General features: G+C 57.9%; 16 protein-coding genes. 8 read left to right on the top strand and 8 right to left on the bottom strand.

Annotated elements, in window-relative coordinates; all coding sequences use genetic code 11:
* Nucleotides 1-6: 6 nt before the first annotated feature.
* Nucleotides 7-375 carry a VOC family protein gene (locus FHW68_RS03930; protein ID WP_183678890.1) on the bottom strand — a complete coding sequence of 123 codons (369 nt, stop codon included), beginning with the start codon at nt 373-375 and terminating at the stop codon, nt 7-9.
* A 178-nt stretch (nt 376-553) separates the two neighbouring features.
* Here FHW68_RS03930 and FHW68_RS03925 point away from each other — a divergent pair, with 178 nt between their 5' ends.
* Nucleotides 554-1,087 carry a DUF4174 domain-containing protein gene (locus tag FHW68_RS03925; RefSeq protein ID WP_095633015.1) on the top strand — a complete coding sequence of 178 codons (534 nt, stop codon included), beginning with the start codon at nt 554-556 and terminating at the stop codon, nt 1,085-1,087.
* Nucleotides 1,088-1,287: 200 nt separating this feature from the next.
* Here the strand turns inward: FHW68_RS03925 and ampC are convergent, their stop codons facing one another.
* From ampC to FHW68_RS03910, 3 genes are all read right to left on the bottom strand, one after another.
* A complete protein-coding gene (gene ampC, locus FHW68_RS03920) occupies nt 1,288-2,442 on the bottom strand; it encodes a class C beta-lactamase (RefSeq protein WP_311654729.1) in 1,155 nt (384 codons plus the stop codon).
* A 372-nt stretch (nt 2,443-2,814) separates the two neighbouring features.
* Nucleotides 2,815-4,158, bottom strand: a complete 1,344-nt coding sequence (gene gudD / locus FHW68_RS03915; protein WP_183678886.1) for a glucarate dehydratase — start codon at nt 4,156-4,158, stop codon at nt 2,815-2,817.
* 36 nt (nt 4,159-4,194) lie between these two features.
* Complete coding sequence (locus tag FHW68_RS03910; protein ID WP_095633018.1) at nt 4,195-5,541, bottom strand: MFS transporter; 1,347 nt, start codon at nt 5,539-5,541, stop codon at nt 4,195-4,197.
* A gap of 366 nt (nt 5,542-5,907) precedes the next feature.
* Here FHW68_RS03910 and FHW68_RS03905 point away from each other — a divergent pair, with 366 nt between their 5' ends.
* Both FHW68_RS03905 and FHW68_RS03900 read left to right on the top strand, forming a co-directional pair.
* Nucleotides 5,908-6,621 (top strand): FadR/GntR family transcriptional regulator, encoded by a 714-nt coding sequence (locus FHW68_RS03905; protein WP_183678883.1) that lies wholly within the window; start codon nt 5,908-5,910, stop codon nt 6,619-6,621.
* Nucleotides 6,622-6,714: 93 nt separating this feature from the next.
* On the top strand, nt 6,715-6,957 hold the full coding sequence (locus FHW68_RS03900) for a hypothetical protein (protein WP_095633020.1): 243 nt from the start codon (nt 6,715-6,717) through the stop codon (nt 6,955-6,957).
* A gap of 137 nt (nt 6,958-7,094) precedes the next feature.
* On the opposite strand, the gene FHW68_RS03895 is transcribed toward FHW68_RS03900, so the two are convergent.
* Nucleotides 7,095-8,444, bottom strand: coding sequence for a heavy metal sensor histidine kinase (locus FHW68_RS03895; RefSeq protein ID WP_183678881.1), 1,350 nt, complete (start codon nt 8,442-8,444; stop codon nt 7,095-7,097).
* The gene (locus FHW68_RS03890) at nt 8,444-9,124 is read right to left on the bottom strand and encodes a heavy metal response regulator transcription factor (protein ID WP_095633022.1); all 681 of its coding nucleotides are present in this window, start codon (nt 9,122-9,124) and stop codon (nt 8,444-8,446) included. Before FHW68_RS03890 ends, FHW68_RS03895 begins: the two co-directional genes overlap by 1 nt.
* A gap of 153 nt (nt 9,125-9,277) precedes the next feature.
* On the opposite strand from FHW68_RS03890, the gene FHW68_RS03885 reads away from it, so the two are divergent.
* Together FHW68_RS03885 and queF are read left to right on the top strand one after the other, a co-directional pair.
* Nucleotides 9,278-9,814: a plastocyanin/azurin family copper-binding protein gene (locus tag FHW68_RS03885; protein WP_183678879.1), complete on the top strand. Its 537-nt coding sequence runs from the start codon at nt 9,278-9,280 to the stop codon at nt 9,812-9,814.
* 61 nt (nt 9,815-9,875) lie between these two features.
* Nucleotides 9,876-10,706, top strand: coding sequence for an NADPH-dependent 7-cyano-7-deazaguanine reductase QueF (gene queF, locus FHW68_RS03880; protein WP_095633024.1), 831 nt, complete (start codon nt 9,876-9,878; stop codon nt 10,704-10,706).
* A 170-nt stretch (nt 10,707-10,876) separates the two neighbouring features.
* Here queF and FHW68_RS03875 read toward each other — a convergent pair whose 3' ends face one another.
* Both FHW68_RS03875 and FHW68_RS03870 read right to left on the bottom strand, forming a co-directional pair.
* Nucleotides 10,877-11,140: a DUF4404 family protein gene (locus FHW68_RS03875; RefSeq protein ID WP_095633025.1), complete on the bottom strand. Its 264-nt coding sequence runs from the start codon at nt 11,138-11,140 to the stop codon at nt 10,877-10,879.
* Between the two features lie 109 nt (nt 11,141-11,249).
* Nucleotides 11,250-11,870: an HAD family phosphatase gene (locus tag FHW68_RS03870; protein WP_183678877.1), complete on the bottom strand. Its 621-nt coding sequence runs from the start codon at nt 11,868-11,870 to the stop codon at nt 11,250-11,252.
* 202 nt (nt 11,871-12,072) lie between these two features.
* On the opposite strand from FHW68_RS03870, the gene FHW68_RS03865 reads away from it, so the two are divergent.
* The 3 genes from FHW68_RS03865 (at nt 12,073) to rssC (ending at nt 14,851) form a co-directional block, all read left to right on the top strand.
* Complete coding sequence (locus FHW68_RS03865; protein WP_095633027.1) at nt 12,073-12,762, top strand: VacJ family lipoprotein; 690 nt, start codon at nt 12,073-12,075, stop codon at nt 12,760-12,762.
* A 425-nt stretch (nt 12,763-13,187) separates the two neighbouring features.
* Nucleotides 13,188-14,369 carry a two-component system response regulator RssB gene (gene rssB, locus FHW68_RS03860; RefSeq protein ID WP_095633094.1) on the top strand — a complete coding sequence of 394 codons (1,182 nt, stop codon included), beginning with the start codon at nt 13,188-13,190 and terminating at the stop codon, nt 14,367-14,369.
* Entirely contained in the window at nt 14,369-14,851 is a 483-nt protein-coding gene (rssC, locus tag FHW68_RS03855) for an anti-sigma factor antagonist RssC (RefSeq protein WP_095633028.1), read from the top strand. The genes rssB and rssC overlap by 1 nt, the downstream gene beginning before the upstream one ends.
* Nucleotides 14,852-14,897: the final 46 nt, after the last annotated feature.

The raw sequence follows: 14,897 nt of genomic DNA, 5'->3' as shown, positions 1-14,897 counted from the left end.
GGGTATCTATTGCTGGGTAAAAATCTCCAGCAGATGCCCGTCCGGGTCATCGAAATACACCCGTCGGCCGCCGCCGTATTCATTGATCTCGTTCGGCCTCTGTTTGCCTGGATCGGCCCACCAGGGCTGCTTGCTCGCTTGCAGGCGAGCGAAGGCCGCATCGAAGTCTTTGTCACCAATCAGGAACGCATAGTGTTGGGAGGCAATCGGCGGGTCGTTGTTGTAGAAATCCAGCGACACACCGTTATCGAATTTGACCACCAGCATCGGCCCGAACGGCTCGGCATCGGGCAGGCCGAGGAGGTCGGTCAGGTAGCGGGCCGACACCTGTTTGTCACGGCACCAGACGATGGTGTGGTTCAGCTGAGCGCTCATGGAAAAATCCTCACGGCGAATCAGAGGGGCGAGTCGTGTTATGAGATTAGCCCAGGCTGTTGCGCAATGACTGCCCTGACCTAAGCTTGGGGCAAGGCGAACACAAATACGTTGCCTCCCCCGGAACGTTCGCCGCGATGCGCAATCATTAGAGCGTGGATATCAAAAGGAGATGCGCATGCTCATCAGGTCTTTGACCCTGGCTTCTTTGCTGGCTTTCGTCGGCCCCTTGTTCGCCGCCGATGACGATTCCCCTCTGGTTAAAGACGTGGGCAGGGCCCGTCCCCTGATTGTCATCGCACCCAGTTCGGTCGACCCCACTTGGGTCAGCCTGAAAAAGTCGCTGGATGAACCCGCCAATCGCAAGAACTTCACCGAGCGAAACATGGTGCTGTACACCGTGATCAACACGATGGGCCAGCGCGACGGCAAAGACCTCGATCCGCAAACAACGATGGCGTTGATTCGCTCGCTCAAGTTGGGTGCCGGGGCGAAAAGCAAAATCATCCTGGTTGGCAAGGACGGCGAAAAGAAACTTGAAAAGGACGCGGTCGAGTTGAAAGAGATTTTCAGCACCATCGACGCGCTGCCAGCCGCCGAAAAGGAAGCGACAGTACCGGTGCCAGCGCCGGTGGCTGACGTTGCACCGGCCAAAGGCACAAAAGGTAAACCGGCGAAGCCCGCCAAACCGCCTGAGCAGCCGAATGATTGAATTTCCGCTGGTAAGTTAAGACATTTTAGCGACGAGAATCCTGTGGGAGCGTGGCTTGCCCCCGTTCGGCTGCATAGCAGTCGTAAATCCGGCATCAGAAGTCTATCTGATACAACACGGTGGCTGGTTTGGGGCCGCTGCGCAGCCCAACGGGGGCAAGCCCCCTCGCCACAGGTGCGCGGTTGCCCAGACTTGATGGATTATTCGACCAACGCATTCAATATCTTGTAAGCGATTTTGACTCGCTCGGCGTTCGGGTAGTTTTTGTTGGCCAGGATCACGATGCCAATGTCCTTCGCCGGGACAAAGGCGACGTAGGCGCCAAAGCCGCCGGTTGAGCCGGTTTTGTTGATCAGCGCATGATCGTGTTGGGGCTGCGGTGGGTTCAGCGGTTGGACTGCATGAGCCTCAAGCGCCATCTGCGACGAGTTGCCCGCCAGCAATGTATCGAGCGTTACCGGGTAGTTGTAGAGTTCCCATCCCAACCCTTGAGTCATCTCGCCGACGCTGTAGTAACCGGTGTGTGTGGTGGCGATGGCTTGCTGCAAAGGCTTTTCCAGCGAAGCCGGATTCATGTTCGCCTCAACATAGCGCAGTAGATCCGAGGCACTGGTTTTCACGCCATACGCTTCAGAATCCAATGCGCCCGGGCCGACCCGCACAGGCTTGTCGTCCTTGTTGTAACCCTGGGCATAAAGCGCCATCTGATCCTGCGGCACCTTGAGGTAGCTGTGCTTCAGGCCGAGTCTGGGCAGCAAGGTGTTTTCCATCAGCTCCTCGAACGGCGCTCCCATGCGGTGAGCTGCCAGATAGCCGAACAACCCAAGGCTGGGGTTTGAATACTGGCGATGAGTGCCGGCGGCGTAGGCCGGTTTCCACTGCTTGAAATAGCCAAACATTTTGTCCTGATGGTCTGCATCGCTGGGGAACTGCAGCGGCAAACCACCGGCGGTGTAGGTGCCCAGTTGCAGCACGCTGATAGTGTCGAACGCGCTGCCACGTAATGTCGGCAGCACCTGGCTGGCTTTGTCCGTAAGCGACAATTTGCCGGTAGCCTGCGCGTAGGCGGCGAGGGTGGCGGTGAAGGTTTTGCTCACCGAACCGATCTCGAACAAGGTGTCTTCGGTAACGGCTTTGCCGTTTTCTTTCGAGGCCACGCCGTAGTTAAAGTAATGCGGTTTGCCGTTGACGGTAATCGCGACCGCGACACCGGGGATCTGCTGTTGCTGCATCACCGGCTCAACGGCGGCCTTGACGATCGCTTCGATGCGGTCGTCAGCAAAGCTGTGACTGACGCCTGACAGAAGTGCGAAAGCGCTGTAAGCCGCGAGTTTTCTCTGATTTTTTATACGCATGATTGAGTCACTTTCCATGAGTTTCTGTTGTGTTAACCGCTACACTCCGAGCGGTTTTTCAAGTTGCTCCGTTGTTGGGCGAGCCAAATCTATGCAGTTTGGCGAAGACCGACAAACGACGATAATTCGGATGAGCCATTAGAACGAAACATCCGTTTATCGATTTGCGCCTGTCGACCAACAATAACCGGGTGGACGTGGCCGCTGAAGGTTCAAGGACTGGTTGCTGCAAGTGGCCCACGATGAATCGTAGGAGCTGCCGAAGGCTGCGATCTATTGATCTTGACGTTTGGCGAAGCTGAAATCGCTAAAGATCAAAAGATCACAGCCTTCGGCAGCTCCTACAAGGGAATGCGTAGTGTCCTCGGAGGGTTACCGCACCAGACACGGCCGCTTGTTATCGAATTTCCACCCCGGGATCAGAAACTGCATCGCCACGCTGTCATCCCGCGCGCCCAGCCCCATGCCTTTGTACAGCTCATGGGCCTTGGCCAATTGATCCATGTCCAGCTCAACCCCCAGGCCCGGTTTTTTCGGCACTTGCACACAGCCGTCGACGATTTGCAACGGTGCTTTGGTCAGGCGTTGGCCATCTTGCCAGATCCAGTGAGTGTCGATGGCGGTGATCTCACCCGGTGCAGCCGCTGCAACGTGGGTGAACATGGCCAGGGAAATATCGAAGTGGTTGTTGGAATGCGAACCCCAGGTCAGGCCCCATTCGTGGCACATCTGCGCAACTCGAACCGAGCCTTGCAGGGTCCAGAAATGCGGGTCGGCCAAGGGAATATCCACTGACTGCAACTGGATCGCATGGCCCATTTCCCGCCAGTCGGTGGCGATCATGTTGGTCGCGGTTTTCAGTCCGGTGGCCCGTCGGAATTCGGCCATGACTTCGCGGCCGGAGTAACCGTTTTCCGCACCGCACGGGTCTTCAGCGTAAGCGAGAACGTGATGTTGATCCCGGCACAGGCGGATCGCTTCGTTGAGCGACCAGGCGCCATTGGGATCAAGGGTGATGCGTGCATCGGGAAAGCGTTCGGCGAGGGCGGTGACCGCTTCGATTTCCTCGTCGCCGCTCAACACGCCGCCCTTGAGTTTGAAATCCTTGAAGCCATAACGGGCGTGGGCGGCTTCGGCCAGGCGCACCACGGCGTCGGCGTTCATGGCTTTTTCGTGACGCACACGAAACCAATCGTTGTCGGCGTCCGGTTCGCTGCGGTAGGCCAGATCGGTTTGTTTGCGATCACCGACATAAAACAGGTAACCGAGCATTTTCACTTCGTCACGCTGCTGGCCTTCGCCGAGCAAGGCGGCGACGGGTACATCCAGATGCTGACCGAGCAAGTCGAGCAGGGCAGCTTCCAGGCCGGTAACTGCATGAATGGTGATGCGCAGGTCGAAGGTTTGCAGACCGCGACCGCCAGCATCGCGATCGGCAAAGCTCTGGCGTACTTGATTGAGGATCTTCTGGTAAGCGCCAATCGGGTTGCCGACCACCAGTGCGCGTGCGTCTTCCAACGTCTGGCGAATACGCTCGCCACCCGGCACTTCGCCGACGCCGGTGTGGCCGGCGTTGTCCTTGAGGATCACGATATTGCGGGTGAAAAACGGGCCGTGGGCGCCGCTCAGATTGAGCAGCATGCCATCGTGGCCGGCCACCGGAACCACCTGCATGCTGGTGATGATCGGGGCTTTCGTGGCTTCTTGTAGATTCATTTTCTTGTCCTTTAAACCGTGCTCTTACATGAGTGTTCAGGCGTGATTAGGTGCTGGTTTGCCCAAGGCAACCACAGGTGCAGGTTTTGGTTTGTTGCGCGCGGCGAAGACGATGATCGCAGCGATGATCGAGGTGGCGGCCAGGCCATACAGCCCGCCCTGAATCGAGCCGGTGTGTTGTTCCAACAGGCCGAAGGTGGTTGGCGCAACGAAGCCACCGAGGTTGCCCACCGAGTTGATCAGTGCGATCACGCCGGCAGCAATCCGTGCATCCAGGTACGCCTGGGGAATCGGCCAGAACAGTGATGAGGCGGATTTGAAACCCAGTGCGGCGAAGCAGATGGCGACGAAGGCGAAGATCGGCCCGCCCGTGGTGGACATGAACATCCCGGCGGCAGCGATCAGCAGGGCAGTGGCGACCCAGGCTTGCTGGTGTTTCCATTTAGCCGACAGTGTGGCGAAGGCGTACATGCCGACGATCGACAGCAACCACGGAACAGAGTTGAACAACCCGACCTGGATGTCGCTCAGGTCGCCCATCTTCTTGATGATGCTCGGCAGCCAGAAGGTGGCGGCGTAGATGGTCAGCTGGATGAAGAAATAGATCACGCAGAACAGGATGATCTGACGATCCTTGAGCAGCGTGCCCAGCGACGGTTTGATCGGCGTCGCGGCTTCGCGGGCCAGTTGTTCGTCATCGATGGCTTTGACCAGTGCGTCCTGCTCAGGACGGGTCAGCCATTTGGCATCGTGGGGCTTGGAGTCCAGCCAGAACCAGACGAACACGCACAGCCCGACCGAGAACATCCCTTCAATGAAGTACATCCACTGCCAGCCGTGCATGCCCAAACCACTGATTTGCAGCAGCAGCCCGGACAGCGGGCCGCTGATCAGCGACGCAATCGCCGAGCCACTGAGAAAGATCGCAATCGCCTTGCCGCGTTCGACGCCAGGCAACCAGCGGGTGAAGTAATAAATCACCCCGGGAAAGAAACCGGCTTCGGCCACACCGAGCAAAAATCGCAGAATGTAGAAGTGGGTTTCGTTTTGAATGAACGCCATGCAAGAAGCCACCAGGCCCCAGGTCAGCATGATGCGAGTCAGCCAGATTCGTGCACCGACTTTTTGCAGGAGGATGTTGGAAGGGACTTCAAACAGCGCGTAACCGATGAAGAACAGACCGGCACCGAAGCCGTAGGCGGCAGCGCCAATGCCCAGGTCATGTTCCATGTGGGCGCGGACGAAGCCGATGTTCACACGGTCGATGTAGTTGACGATGAACATGATCACGAACAGCGGCAGAACGTGGCGTTTCACTTTTGAGATGGCGGACTTCAGGGCCGAATCGGCACCCTCGGTCGTCCCGGATATGGATGTATTCACTGCTTTTTCTCCCACTCGTTGTTTTTATGCGGGGTGTGGCTGGGTGGTGCGTTGTTGATAGACATCATACAACTAGGCTTTTTTGTCCTACAAGTACTGTCACTCAACAAAAAAATGCTAGGTGGGCGGGTTTTTATTCGTTTTATAGGTTTGTGTGGCGTATTTGCTGGGTTTCAGTCGAATCTATCCAATCGATAATGTCCCATTTTTCGCGACGAAGCGCGTCGGTGCGATGGTGTTAAGCGTCTTTTGTGCAATGAATATTGAGTGTTGTCATACAAGTTGAGCGACTTTTTATCAAGATTCCCGTCATCGAAAAGCGCCCGCGATGATACGATCCGGATACCCGCTTTCCGGATGATTACCATGCAAGAAGACATCGACGCACCTGCCCGCAAGCGTGCCCATAACCTGGCCCACGATCTGGTGAGCAAACTGACCGAGAGCATCCTGCTCGGCCAGATGGTGCCGGGGGACAAGCTGCCGTCGGAGAACTCGATTGTTCAGGAGCATGGCGTCAGTCGCACAGTGGTGCGCGAAGCGATCTCGAAGTTGCAGGCTTCGGGGCTGGTGGAAACCCGCCACGGCATCGGCACTTTTGTTCTGGCCCGGGCACCGGATCAGGGGCTGCGTCTGAATGTCGATACGGCGCTGGGCGTGCGCAGTATTCTGGAATTGCGCATGGGCCTGGAAACCCAGGCGGCGGCGCTGGCGGCGGTTCGTCGCACAGACCAGCAGTTGGCACAGATGCGTGAAGCGCTGGATGACTATCAAAGCCTGCTGGCCAACAACGACAGTTGCGTCGAGGCAGACAAACGCTTTCATCTACTGATCGCCGAAGCCACCGGCAATGCGTGTTTCACCGAGATCATGCAGCACCTGGGCAGTGCCATGATTCCCCGGACCCGCGTCAATGCCGCCGAGCGCGGGTCGGCGGATCTGAGCAAGCTGGGGCAACTCGCCAACCTCGAGCACGAGGCGATTCTCAACGCCATCAGACGCCAGGATCCGGATGCGGCGCGGGCGGCAATGTGGTTGCACCTGACTAACAGCCGTGACCGCTTTTCGGCTGATCGGTAGTCGCCGTTGGTCTCCTCGATAGCACCCCTTTTACAGGCTCGTTTCCAACCTGTACGGCCCGGATTCGCTGGGCTTGATCAATGGAGGTGCGTTATGGCTTACGATCAAATCCTTCAGGGGGGAACTTCCGATAACGACCCTGTCAGACCCAATCCCGATATGGACGATCCGTCGATGGATCAAGACGCACCACCGGGCATGGACCCATCGCGAGACCCGGCCGATACGGACGTCGATCGTCCTGAAGACTGGAGGGACCCAGCCCTGGACCCGGCTCTGGATGACGACATTCCAGCCCCGGATGAAGAAACGCCATTGTCCGACGACAGGCGATAAACGAAACCCGGTCGATGGGGCTCATTCGCTAAGGATTTGAGCGACGAAAATCCTGTGGGAGCGTGGCTTGCCCGCGAAGAATGCACCGCGGTATTCCAGGTACTGCGTGTCATCATTCTTCGCGGGCTCTGCTGACCTTAATCCCCCTTCGGCAACTCAATCACAAAGCGCGTCCATCCCTTATCCGATTCGCAACGAATCTGCCCGCCGTGGGCGCGGATGATTGACTGGGTAATGGCCAATCCCAACCCCGCATGCTCACTGCTGCCTTCACGGCGCGCCGGGTCTGCGCGGTAGAAGCGGTCAAACAAACGCGGCAACAAGTCTTCAGAAATCACTTCACCACTGTTTTCAACCGTCAGGCTCAGGCCTGTCGGCTGCTCGATAATCTTCACCCGAACCTCGCCACCGCCCGGGGTAAACCGCAGTGCATTGTCCAGCAGGTTGGACAGCGCCCGGCGCAACATACTGCGGTCGCCCTGCATGCGCGCGCTGCCCTCACGACTCAATTTCACCTGAGCGTCCTCGGCCAGCGGCGCAAAAAACTCCAGCAGCACATCGGCTTCTTCCGCCAGTTCCAGCGCTTCGCGCTTGGGCATCAGCAAGCCGTGGTCAGCCTTGGCCAGATACAACATGTCATTGACCAGTTGCGCCATCCATTGCAGTTCTTCGAGGTTGCTGTGCAGCGCTTCGCGGTAATCCTCGATGGGACGAGGGCGGGTGAGGGTGACCTGGGTGTGGGTCAGCAGGTTCGACAGCGGTGTGCGCAGTTCATGGGCGATGTCGGCGGAAAACGCCGAGAGCCGCTGAAAAGAGTCGTCGAGGCGTCCGAGCATGGCGTTGAAGCTGTAAGCCAGTTCCTCGAGCTCTGGCGGCATGTCTGCTTCTGGCAGGCGAGCGTTGAGCGATTGCGCCGACACGCCGCTGGCGACCGCACTCATGCGCCGCAGCGGGCGCAAACCCCTGCGTGCAGCCCAGGCACCGAGCAGAGCAGTGGCCAGGGCCGACAAACCGACGGTCAGCCAAATCAGATGCTGCATGCGCTGCAGAAAATGTTGGTGATGGGTGATGTCCAGCAACAAGGTCAGTTGCGGTGAATCGGGTTTGTCGGGGAACAGGAGGGCATTCAGGACGCGGTAGTCAGTGCCGTCGTCGCTCATCGTCGACAGGCCCAACTGGCGCGGCAAGTCCTGGGGTAAACGGGGCGAGCTGTCGTACACACGTTGGCCGTCGCTGCCCATGATGCGCAGGGAAAGATCGGCTTGGCGGCTCAATTCATCGGCCAGTCTGATCTCGCTTTCGCTGGAAGGAATGTCATCCAGTGCCCGACGCAAGCCAATCAGTTTGCCGTCGAGCAACTGCTGGTCCAGCTCGACAAAATGCGCCTCGCTGGCGCGGCTGAACAGCACCCCGGCGAACAACGACACCACGGCAGTGCAAGCTGCGAATAGCAGCGCCAGACGATTGCTTAGTGAGAGTCGGCGCATCAGGCGGGGCGCTCTTCAAGGACGTAGCCCATGCCGCGCACGGTGTGGATCAACTTGTTCGGAAAATCATCGTCGATCTTCAGGCGCAAACGGCGGATCGCCACTTCGATCACATTGGTGTCGCTGTCGAAATTCATGTCCCACACCTGGGAAGCGATCAGCGACTTGGGCAGAACTTCACCTTGACGTCGCAGGAGCATTTCCAGCAGGGCGAATTCCTTGGCGGTCAGATCGATGCGCTGACCGTTGCGTTCGACCCGGCGACGAATCAGGTCCAGGCGCAAGTCGGCCAGTTGCAGGCTGGTTTCCTGAGGCACGGTGCTGCCGCGGCGCAGCAGACTGCGAACCCGCGCCAGCAGTTCGGAGAAGGCGAACGGCTTGACCAGATAGTCGTCGGCACCCAGCTCCAGGCCGTGAACCCTGTCCTCCACGGCGTCTCGCGCTGTAAGAAACAGCACCGGCGTGTCGAGGCCCGCGCCGCGCACGGCTTGCAGAATCTGCCAACCATCGCGACCGGGCAGCATCACATCGAGGATCAACAAGGCGTAATCGCCGCTCAATGCCAGTTGTTGGCCAGTGCTGCCATCGGCCACCAGTTCGGTGGTGAAACCGGCCTCGGTCAGGCCCTGGCGCAGGTAATGGCCAGTTTTCGGTTGGTCTTCGACAATCAGCAGTTTCATGGGCGACTCGGGCAGTTGGAACGGGTGCGTTATACCGTGGGCGGCGGCGATAAAGGCCAATCTGACAAAGTTGTAATCTGCCTGTCAGGTGGCTGGCAGAGCCCGCGGGTTAAGTTTCCCACAAGCTGAACCTCATCTTGTTGGAGTGCGACTATGTTTTTGCAAAATCGTCTGGTACTGACCGCTTGCTTGCTGACTCTGAGCTTGGGGCTGGAGGCTTCACCTGCGCATTCCTACGACTTCGGTCAACCGGCGGCAGCGACCAAGGCTACCCGTAGCGTTGAAGTGGTGATGGGCGACATGTCCTTCACTTCCAGGGCGATTGATATCAAGGCCGGAGAAACCGTGCGTTTTGTACTGGTGAATAAAGGCCAGTTACTGCACGAATTCAACCTCGGCGACGCGGCGATGCATGCCCGGCATCAGCAGGAAATGCTCCAGATGCAGCAAAGCGGCATGCTGATGCCTACAGGCATGAAGGCCATGGACCACGGCGCCATGGCCACAATGGACCATTCCTCCAAAGGGCATGGGATGAAACACGATGATCCGAACAGTGTGCTGGTGGAGCCGGGCAAAACCGCCGAGCTGACCTGGACCTTCACCAAGGCCACCAACCTGGAATTTGCCTGCAATATCCCCGGTCATTATCAGGCCGGTATGGTCGGCAAACTGACAGTCAGTCAGTAAGCACTCAAAGGCGGGAGCAAAGGCTGGTAGAATCCGCTGATTCTTCAGTCAGGTTTCCGCCATGCATCCCGCAGCCGAACATTCGCCGCTGGGCAAGTCCAGCGAATACATCGCCACCTACACGCCGTCCTTGTTGTTCCCGATCCCGCGCACCGCGAAATGGGCCGAGCTGGGCCTGACGGCTGAAACCCTGCCGTACAAAGGCGTGGACTTCTGGAACTGCTTCGAATTGTCGTGGCTGTTGCCGTCCGGCAAACCCGTGGTGGCGATCGGCGAGTTCAGCATTGCGGCGGATTCGCCGAACATCATCGAATCGAAGTCGTTCAAGCTGTATCTCAATTCGCTGAACCAAACAATGTTTGCCGATACCGCAAGCCTTGAAGCCACGCTGGCAAAAGACCTTTCGGCCGCTGCCGGCAAACCGGTTGGCGTGCGGGTTCGCAGCTTGAAAGAGGTTGAGGCAGAAGGCGTCGTGGCGTTGCCAGGTGTGTGCATCGATGACCTGGATATCAGCGTCAGCAACTACGAGCATCCGCGTGCGGAACTGCTGCGGTGCAATGAGTCGCTCATTATTGAAGAGTCCGTACACAGCCATTTGCTCAAATCCAACTGCCCGGTCACCAGCCAGCCGGATTGGGGCAGCGTAGCGGTGGAGTATCGCGGCGCGGCGCTGGACCATGCGAGTCTGCTGGAGTACATCGTGAGCTTCCGTCAGCACTCGGACTTCCATGAGCAGTGCGTGGAGCGAATCTTTCTCGATCTGCAGCGGCTACTCAAGCCAGAGAAGTTGACGGTGTATGCACGGTATGTGCGTCGTGGCGGACTGGATATCAATCCGTATCGCAGTACGGAAGACGTGCAACTGCCGAACCATCGACTGGTTCGTCAGTAAAGAACCAAGGTGGGAGCGAGCCTGCTCGCGATGAGTCCAGCACATTCAACATTGATGTTGACTGACACTCAGCCATCGCGAGCAGGCTCGCTCCCACAGGGGTATTGGCAAATCCCGGATATGAAAAAGCCCCGCTATCAATAGCGGGGCTTTTTTTGTATCTGATGGGTTCAGATCCCCATGCTGACCAAGGCTTGCATGATGTTGCGCAAGGTCCCGGCAAATGCGGGATGTTCGACTTCGAAGCGCTCGACGGCCAGGTTCACATTGTCGACGAGGTTGGTGTCCGGGGTTTGGGTTTCGAGTTCAAGCTCAAGTTCGATCTGTTGCATCAGCGCGTGCAGGTCGTCGCGCTCGGCTTCGGTCAGCGGTGGATTCTGTTCCAATTGCTCGCGCAGTTTGTTGAGCTGTTCTTGCAGTTCGCGGGCAGGCATGGCGTTCTTCCTTTTATCGATAGGCACTGGCATAGACCGCAGCAGCACGCCAAAGGTCTATGGCTGACCTTTAGATTAATCCACTCCCGGGCAAACTGCATGATCTCGATCAGGGCTTCTCGCCCTTGAGCCGGCGCAGGCTGATATCCGCCAGGCAAGTGTCGAGTTCGCCCAGATGATCGATCACTGAATGCACGCCCAGGCCGAACAACTGCATTGTTGCCCTGGCGCGCAGGTGTTCCCGTTCCTTTTGGCTCAAGGCCTGCCATTCGCTAAGGGCCAGCCCGCACAGCGAGCCGCAGGACGCCAGGCCAATGGTCCACAGCCCAGCATTCAGGCCCGATTGCAGAAGTCGTGGTTCGCCGCTGACCAGCACGCAACCGTCCAGACGCTCGACATTCAATGCCATCAACGCTTGCCAACAGGCGTTCGGGGCCGGCCATGGATTGATTGTTGCCAGGTGTTGCGAAGGTTTGATCCATTCCGGGAGTGCCGCGGCCAGCGAGTGGCTGAGTGCGGGGGGCAGTTCATCGAGCCAGGCGCAAGGAATCCGTTGGTGCTGCAAGCTGGACAGGCTGTCCAGAGCGCCAAGCGTGGCTTCGGCATGCTCGGCAGTCAGCGTGCCGGCCTGGCGAGTGCGTGCGCCGAAATCCACCAGGCATCCGCTGAGGCCGAACAGTACCGCGGTCAGGCTGGGGGCGATGAGAGGCGTGGTTTCGGCGCGTGGCATATCAACATCCTTGAAATAGCAACAAGGCTATTCATGGACGGTGACAATTGAGTGACACCGATGTGAATCGCTTCCAGTCAACAGAGTCATCCCGTAGGACCATCGCGCACGATGCTGCCTAAACCGGGTTTTCCGTCATATACTAGCGGCCTTTGCGCCTGGGCCAAGCCCCCGCGCCAGTACGAATCCAAGGAGTTTCTCTATGCGCTGGAGCAATCATCTCGCTCAGCTTTTTATGTGTGCCAGTGTATTGCTGGTTCCATTCGCGGCCCAGGCGGCCACGGAAGAAGACCCTTGGGAAAGCATTAACCGCCCGATCTACAAGTTCAACGATTTTGTCGACACTTACGCACTCAAGCCATTGGCTCAGGGCTACCAATTCGTTACGCCGCAGTTTCTGGAAGAGGGCATCCACAACATGTTTCGCAACGTCGGCGACGTGACCAACCTCGCCAACGACGTGTTGCAGGCCAAGCCCGCTGCGGCCGGCGTCGATACCGCGCGTTTGATCTTCAACACCACTTTTGGCCTGCTGGGTTTCTTCGACGTGGGCACCCAAATGGGCCTGCATCGCAATGATGAAGACTTCGGCCAGACCCTCGGTTATTGGGGCGTAGGCAGCGGTCCGTACCTGATGTTGCCGCTCATGGGGCCAAGCACCTTGCGTGATGCGCCTTCCAAGTATGTCGACGGCTATACCGGTCCATACCGTTATATCCACGATGTACCGGTGCGTAATTCGATCTTCGGCCTGAACATCGTCGACACCCGCGCCAATCTGCTGTCGGCCGAAAAAATGATCAGCGGCGACAAATACACCTTTATTCGCAATGCGTACCTGCAAAATCGCGAATTCAAGGTCAAGGATGGCCAGGTCGAAGACGATTTTTAATCTCGACCGGTAAAACGAAGAAGGCGGCCATTTGGCCGCCTTCTTTCGTTGGCTGGCGCCTCGTCGCCCTCATGATTAGCAACACATCGGCATCCACTCCATGCGGATGAAATCGCGCTTTTCCCTGTAGTCCCGGCCGGTTTGGCTCATGGCTCGATACTTCCTTTGGGTTACGGTTTTGCCTGTTCTTATAACTCCCGGTGATTTGACAGGTAAAGACGTCAAGCGACCATCGGTGTGAGCTTGAAACGCCTCGCGGATGGGAGTACCGTCTGCGCCTTAGAAGGGCACCTTTGGTGTACCCGTAATTAGGGCCAATGCTCGAAAACGGTGCGGCAGAGAGGCTAGAAAGCGAATCCAGTAGTGTGTGCGAGGGCCAATGCCCAGCCTGCTACGCCAACCTAATTCTGGCGCCGTTTGCCCACATGCCAAAAACCAGTGCCACGCTGCTGATAATCGATGATGACGAAGTAGTGCGCGCGAGCCTCGCGGCCTACTTGGAAGACAGTGGTTTCAGTGTCCTGCAGGCCAGTAACGGTCAGCAGGGTCTTCAGGTATTCGAGCAAGACAAGCCCGACTTGGTCATCTGCGATCTGCGCATGCCGCAGATGGGCGGACTCGAACTCATTCGCCAGGTCACCGAGCTGTCGCCGCAAACCCCAGTGATTGTGGTGTCGGGCGCGGGCGTGATGAACGATGCGGTCGAGGCCCTGCGCTTGGGCGCGGCGGACTATCTGATCAAGCCTCTTGAAGATCTGGCGGTGCTCGAGCACTCCGTGCGCCGGGCCCTGGATCGTGCGCGTCTGCTGCTGGAAAACCAGCGCTATCGCGAGAAGCTGGAAAAGGCCAACCGCGAGCTCGAAGCCAGCCTGAATCTGCTCCAGGAAGACCAGAACGCCGGTCGCCAGGTGCAGATGAACATGCTGCCGGTCAGCCCTTGGAGCATCCACGAGTTCCAGTTTGCGCATCAGATCATTCCGTCGCTGTACCTGTCGGGCGATTTCGTCGACTACTTTCGGGTCGATGAGCGTCGGGTAGCGTTTTACCTCGCGGACGTTTCCGGCCATGGCGCCTCTTCAGCCTTCGTTACCGTGCTGCTGAAGTTCATGACCACGCGCTTGTTGTTCGAATCCAAGCGCAACGGCACGTTGCCAGAGTTCAAGCCTTCAGAGGTTCTTGGTCATATCAACCGGGGCCTGATCAGTTGTAAGCTGGGTAAACACGTCACAATGGTCGGTGGAGTCATCGACGAGGAGACCGGTTTGTTGACCTATAGCATCGGCGGTCATCTGCCGTTGCCTGTGTTATACACGCCAGACAGTGTTCGTTACCTGGAAGGGCGCGGCTTGCCGGTGGGGCTTTTCAATGAAGCCACCTACGAAGACCACGTTCTGGAATTGCCGCCAGTGTTCAGCCTGACGCTGATGTCTGATGGCATTCTGGACCTTTTGCCAGAACCCACACTCAAAGATAAAGAAGCTGCTTTACCTCAACGGGTGAAGGCAGCGGGCGGCAGCCTGGATGGTCTGCGCCAGGTTTTTGGATTGGCCACGCTAGGGGAGATGCCGGATGATATCGCCCTGTTGGTGTTGAGCAGGAATCTTTAATGAGTACCGGTAGAATCCAGTTCGCCGAGCAGGACGGCACCTTCGTCCTGAAGTTCATCGGTGAAGTTCGCCTGACCCTGTGTTCGGCGTTGGATGCGACTATCGAGCGGATCTTTACCGCGTTGAATTTCAACGCCATCGTGATCGATCTGACCGAAACCCGCAGCATCGATAGCACCACCCTGGGCCTGCTGGCCAAATTGTCGATCCTGTCGCGGCAAAAGGTCGGCCTGCTGCCGACCGTCGTCACCACCCACGAAGACATCACCCGTCTGCTGCAGTCCATGGGTTTTGAGCAAGTGTTCAACATCGTTGATCGCCCGGTCCCATGCCCTGAATGCCTGACCGACCTGCCGGATCAGGACCAGTCCGAAGAAGTGGTGCGGGTCAAAGTCCTTGAGGCGCATAAAATCCTCATGGGCCTGAACGACTCCAATCGTGAGGCGTTTCATGACCTGGTGAATGCGCTGGAGCGGCACTGATCCACTGAAACGGTGTGGGTCGGTCTGATCCCGCACTAGCCCCGCG

Origin of the sequence: Pseudomonas sp. Tn43 (assembly GCF_014192635.1) — a bacterium.
GTDB lineage: Bacteria > Pseudomonadota > Gammaproteobacteria > Pseudomonadales > Pseudomonadaceae > Aquipseudomonas.
This window is presented reverse-complemented; position numbering and strand designations above follow the sequence as displayed.

Excerpts from the sequence above, each read along its gene's own strand:
- FHW68_RS03930 (WP_183678890.1), bottom strand. The coding sequence starts at position 375 with ATGAGCGCTCAGCTGAACCACACCATCGTCTGGTGCCGTGACAAACAG.
- FHW68_RS03925 (WP_095633015.1), top strand. The coding sequence starts at position 554 with ATGCTCATCAGGTCTTTGACCCTGGCTTCTTTGCTGGCTTTCGTCGGC.
- ampC (WP_311654729.1), bottom strand. The coding sequence starts at position 2,442 with ATGCGTATAAAAAATCAGAGAAAACTCGCGGCTTACAGCGCTTTCGCA.
- gudD (WP_183678886.1), bottom strand. The coding sequence starts at position 4,158 with ATGAATCTACAAGAAGCCACGAAAGCCCCGATCATCACCAGCATGCAG.
- FHW68_RS03905 (WP_183678883.1), top strand. The coding sequence starts at position 5,908 with ATGCAAGAAGACATCGACGCACCTGCCCGCAAGCGTGCCCATAACCTG.
- FHW68_RS03900 (WP_095633020.1), top strand. The coding sequence starts at position 6,715 with ATGGCTTACGATCAAATCCTTCAGGGGGGAACTTCCGATAACGACCCT.
- FHW68_RS03895 (WP_183678881.1), bottom strand. The coding sequence starts at position 8,444 with ATGCGCCGACTCTCACTAAGCAATCGTCTGGCGCTGCTATTCGCAGCT.
- FHW68_RS03890 (WP_095633022.1), bottom strand. The coding sequence starts at position 9,124 with ATGAAACTGCTGATTGTCGAAGACCAACCGAAAACTGGCCATTACCTG.
- FHW68_RS03885 (WP_183678879.1), top strand. The coding sequence starts at position 9,278 with ATGTTTTTGCAAAATCGTCTGGTACTGACCGCTTGCTTGCTGACTCTG.
- queF (WP_095633024.1), top strand. The coding sequence starts at position 9,876 with ATGCATCCCGCAGCCGAACATTCGCCGCTGGGCAAGTCCAGCGAATAC.
- FHW68_RS03875 (WP_095633025.1), bottom strand. The coding sequence starts at position 11,140 with ATGCCTGCCCGCGAACTGCAAGAACAGCTCAACAAACTGCGCGAGCAA.
- FHW68_RS03870 (WP_183678877.1), bottom strand. The coding sequence starts at position 11,870 with ATGCCACGCGCCGAAACCACGCCTCTCATCGCCCCCAGCCTGACCGCG.
- FHW68_RS03865 (WP_095633027.1), top strand. The coding sequence starts at position 12,073 with ATGCGCTGGAGCAATCATCTCGCTCAGCTTTTTATGTGTGCCAGTGTA.
- rssB (WP_095633094.1), top strand. The coding sequence starts at position 13,188 with ATGCCAAAAACCAGTGCCACGCTGCTGATAATCGATGATGACGAAGTA.
- rssC (WP_095633028.1), top strand. The coding sequence starts at position 14,369 with ATGAGTACCGGTAGAATCCAGTTCGCCGAGCAGGACGGCACCTTCGTC.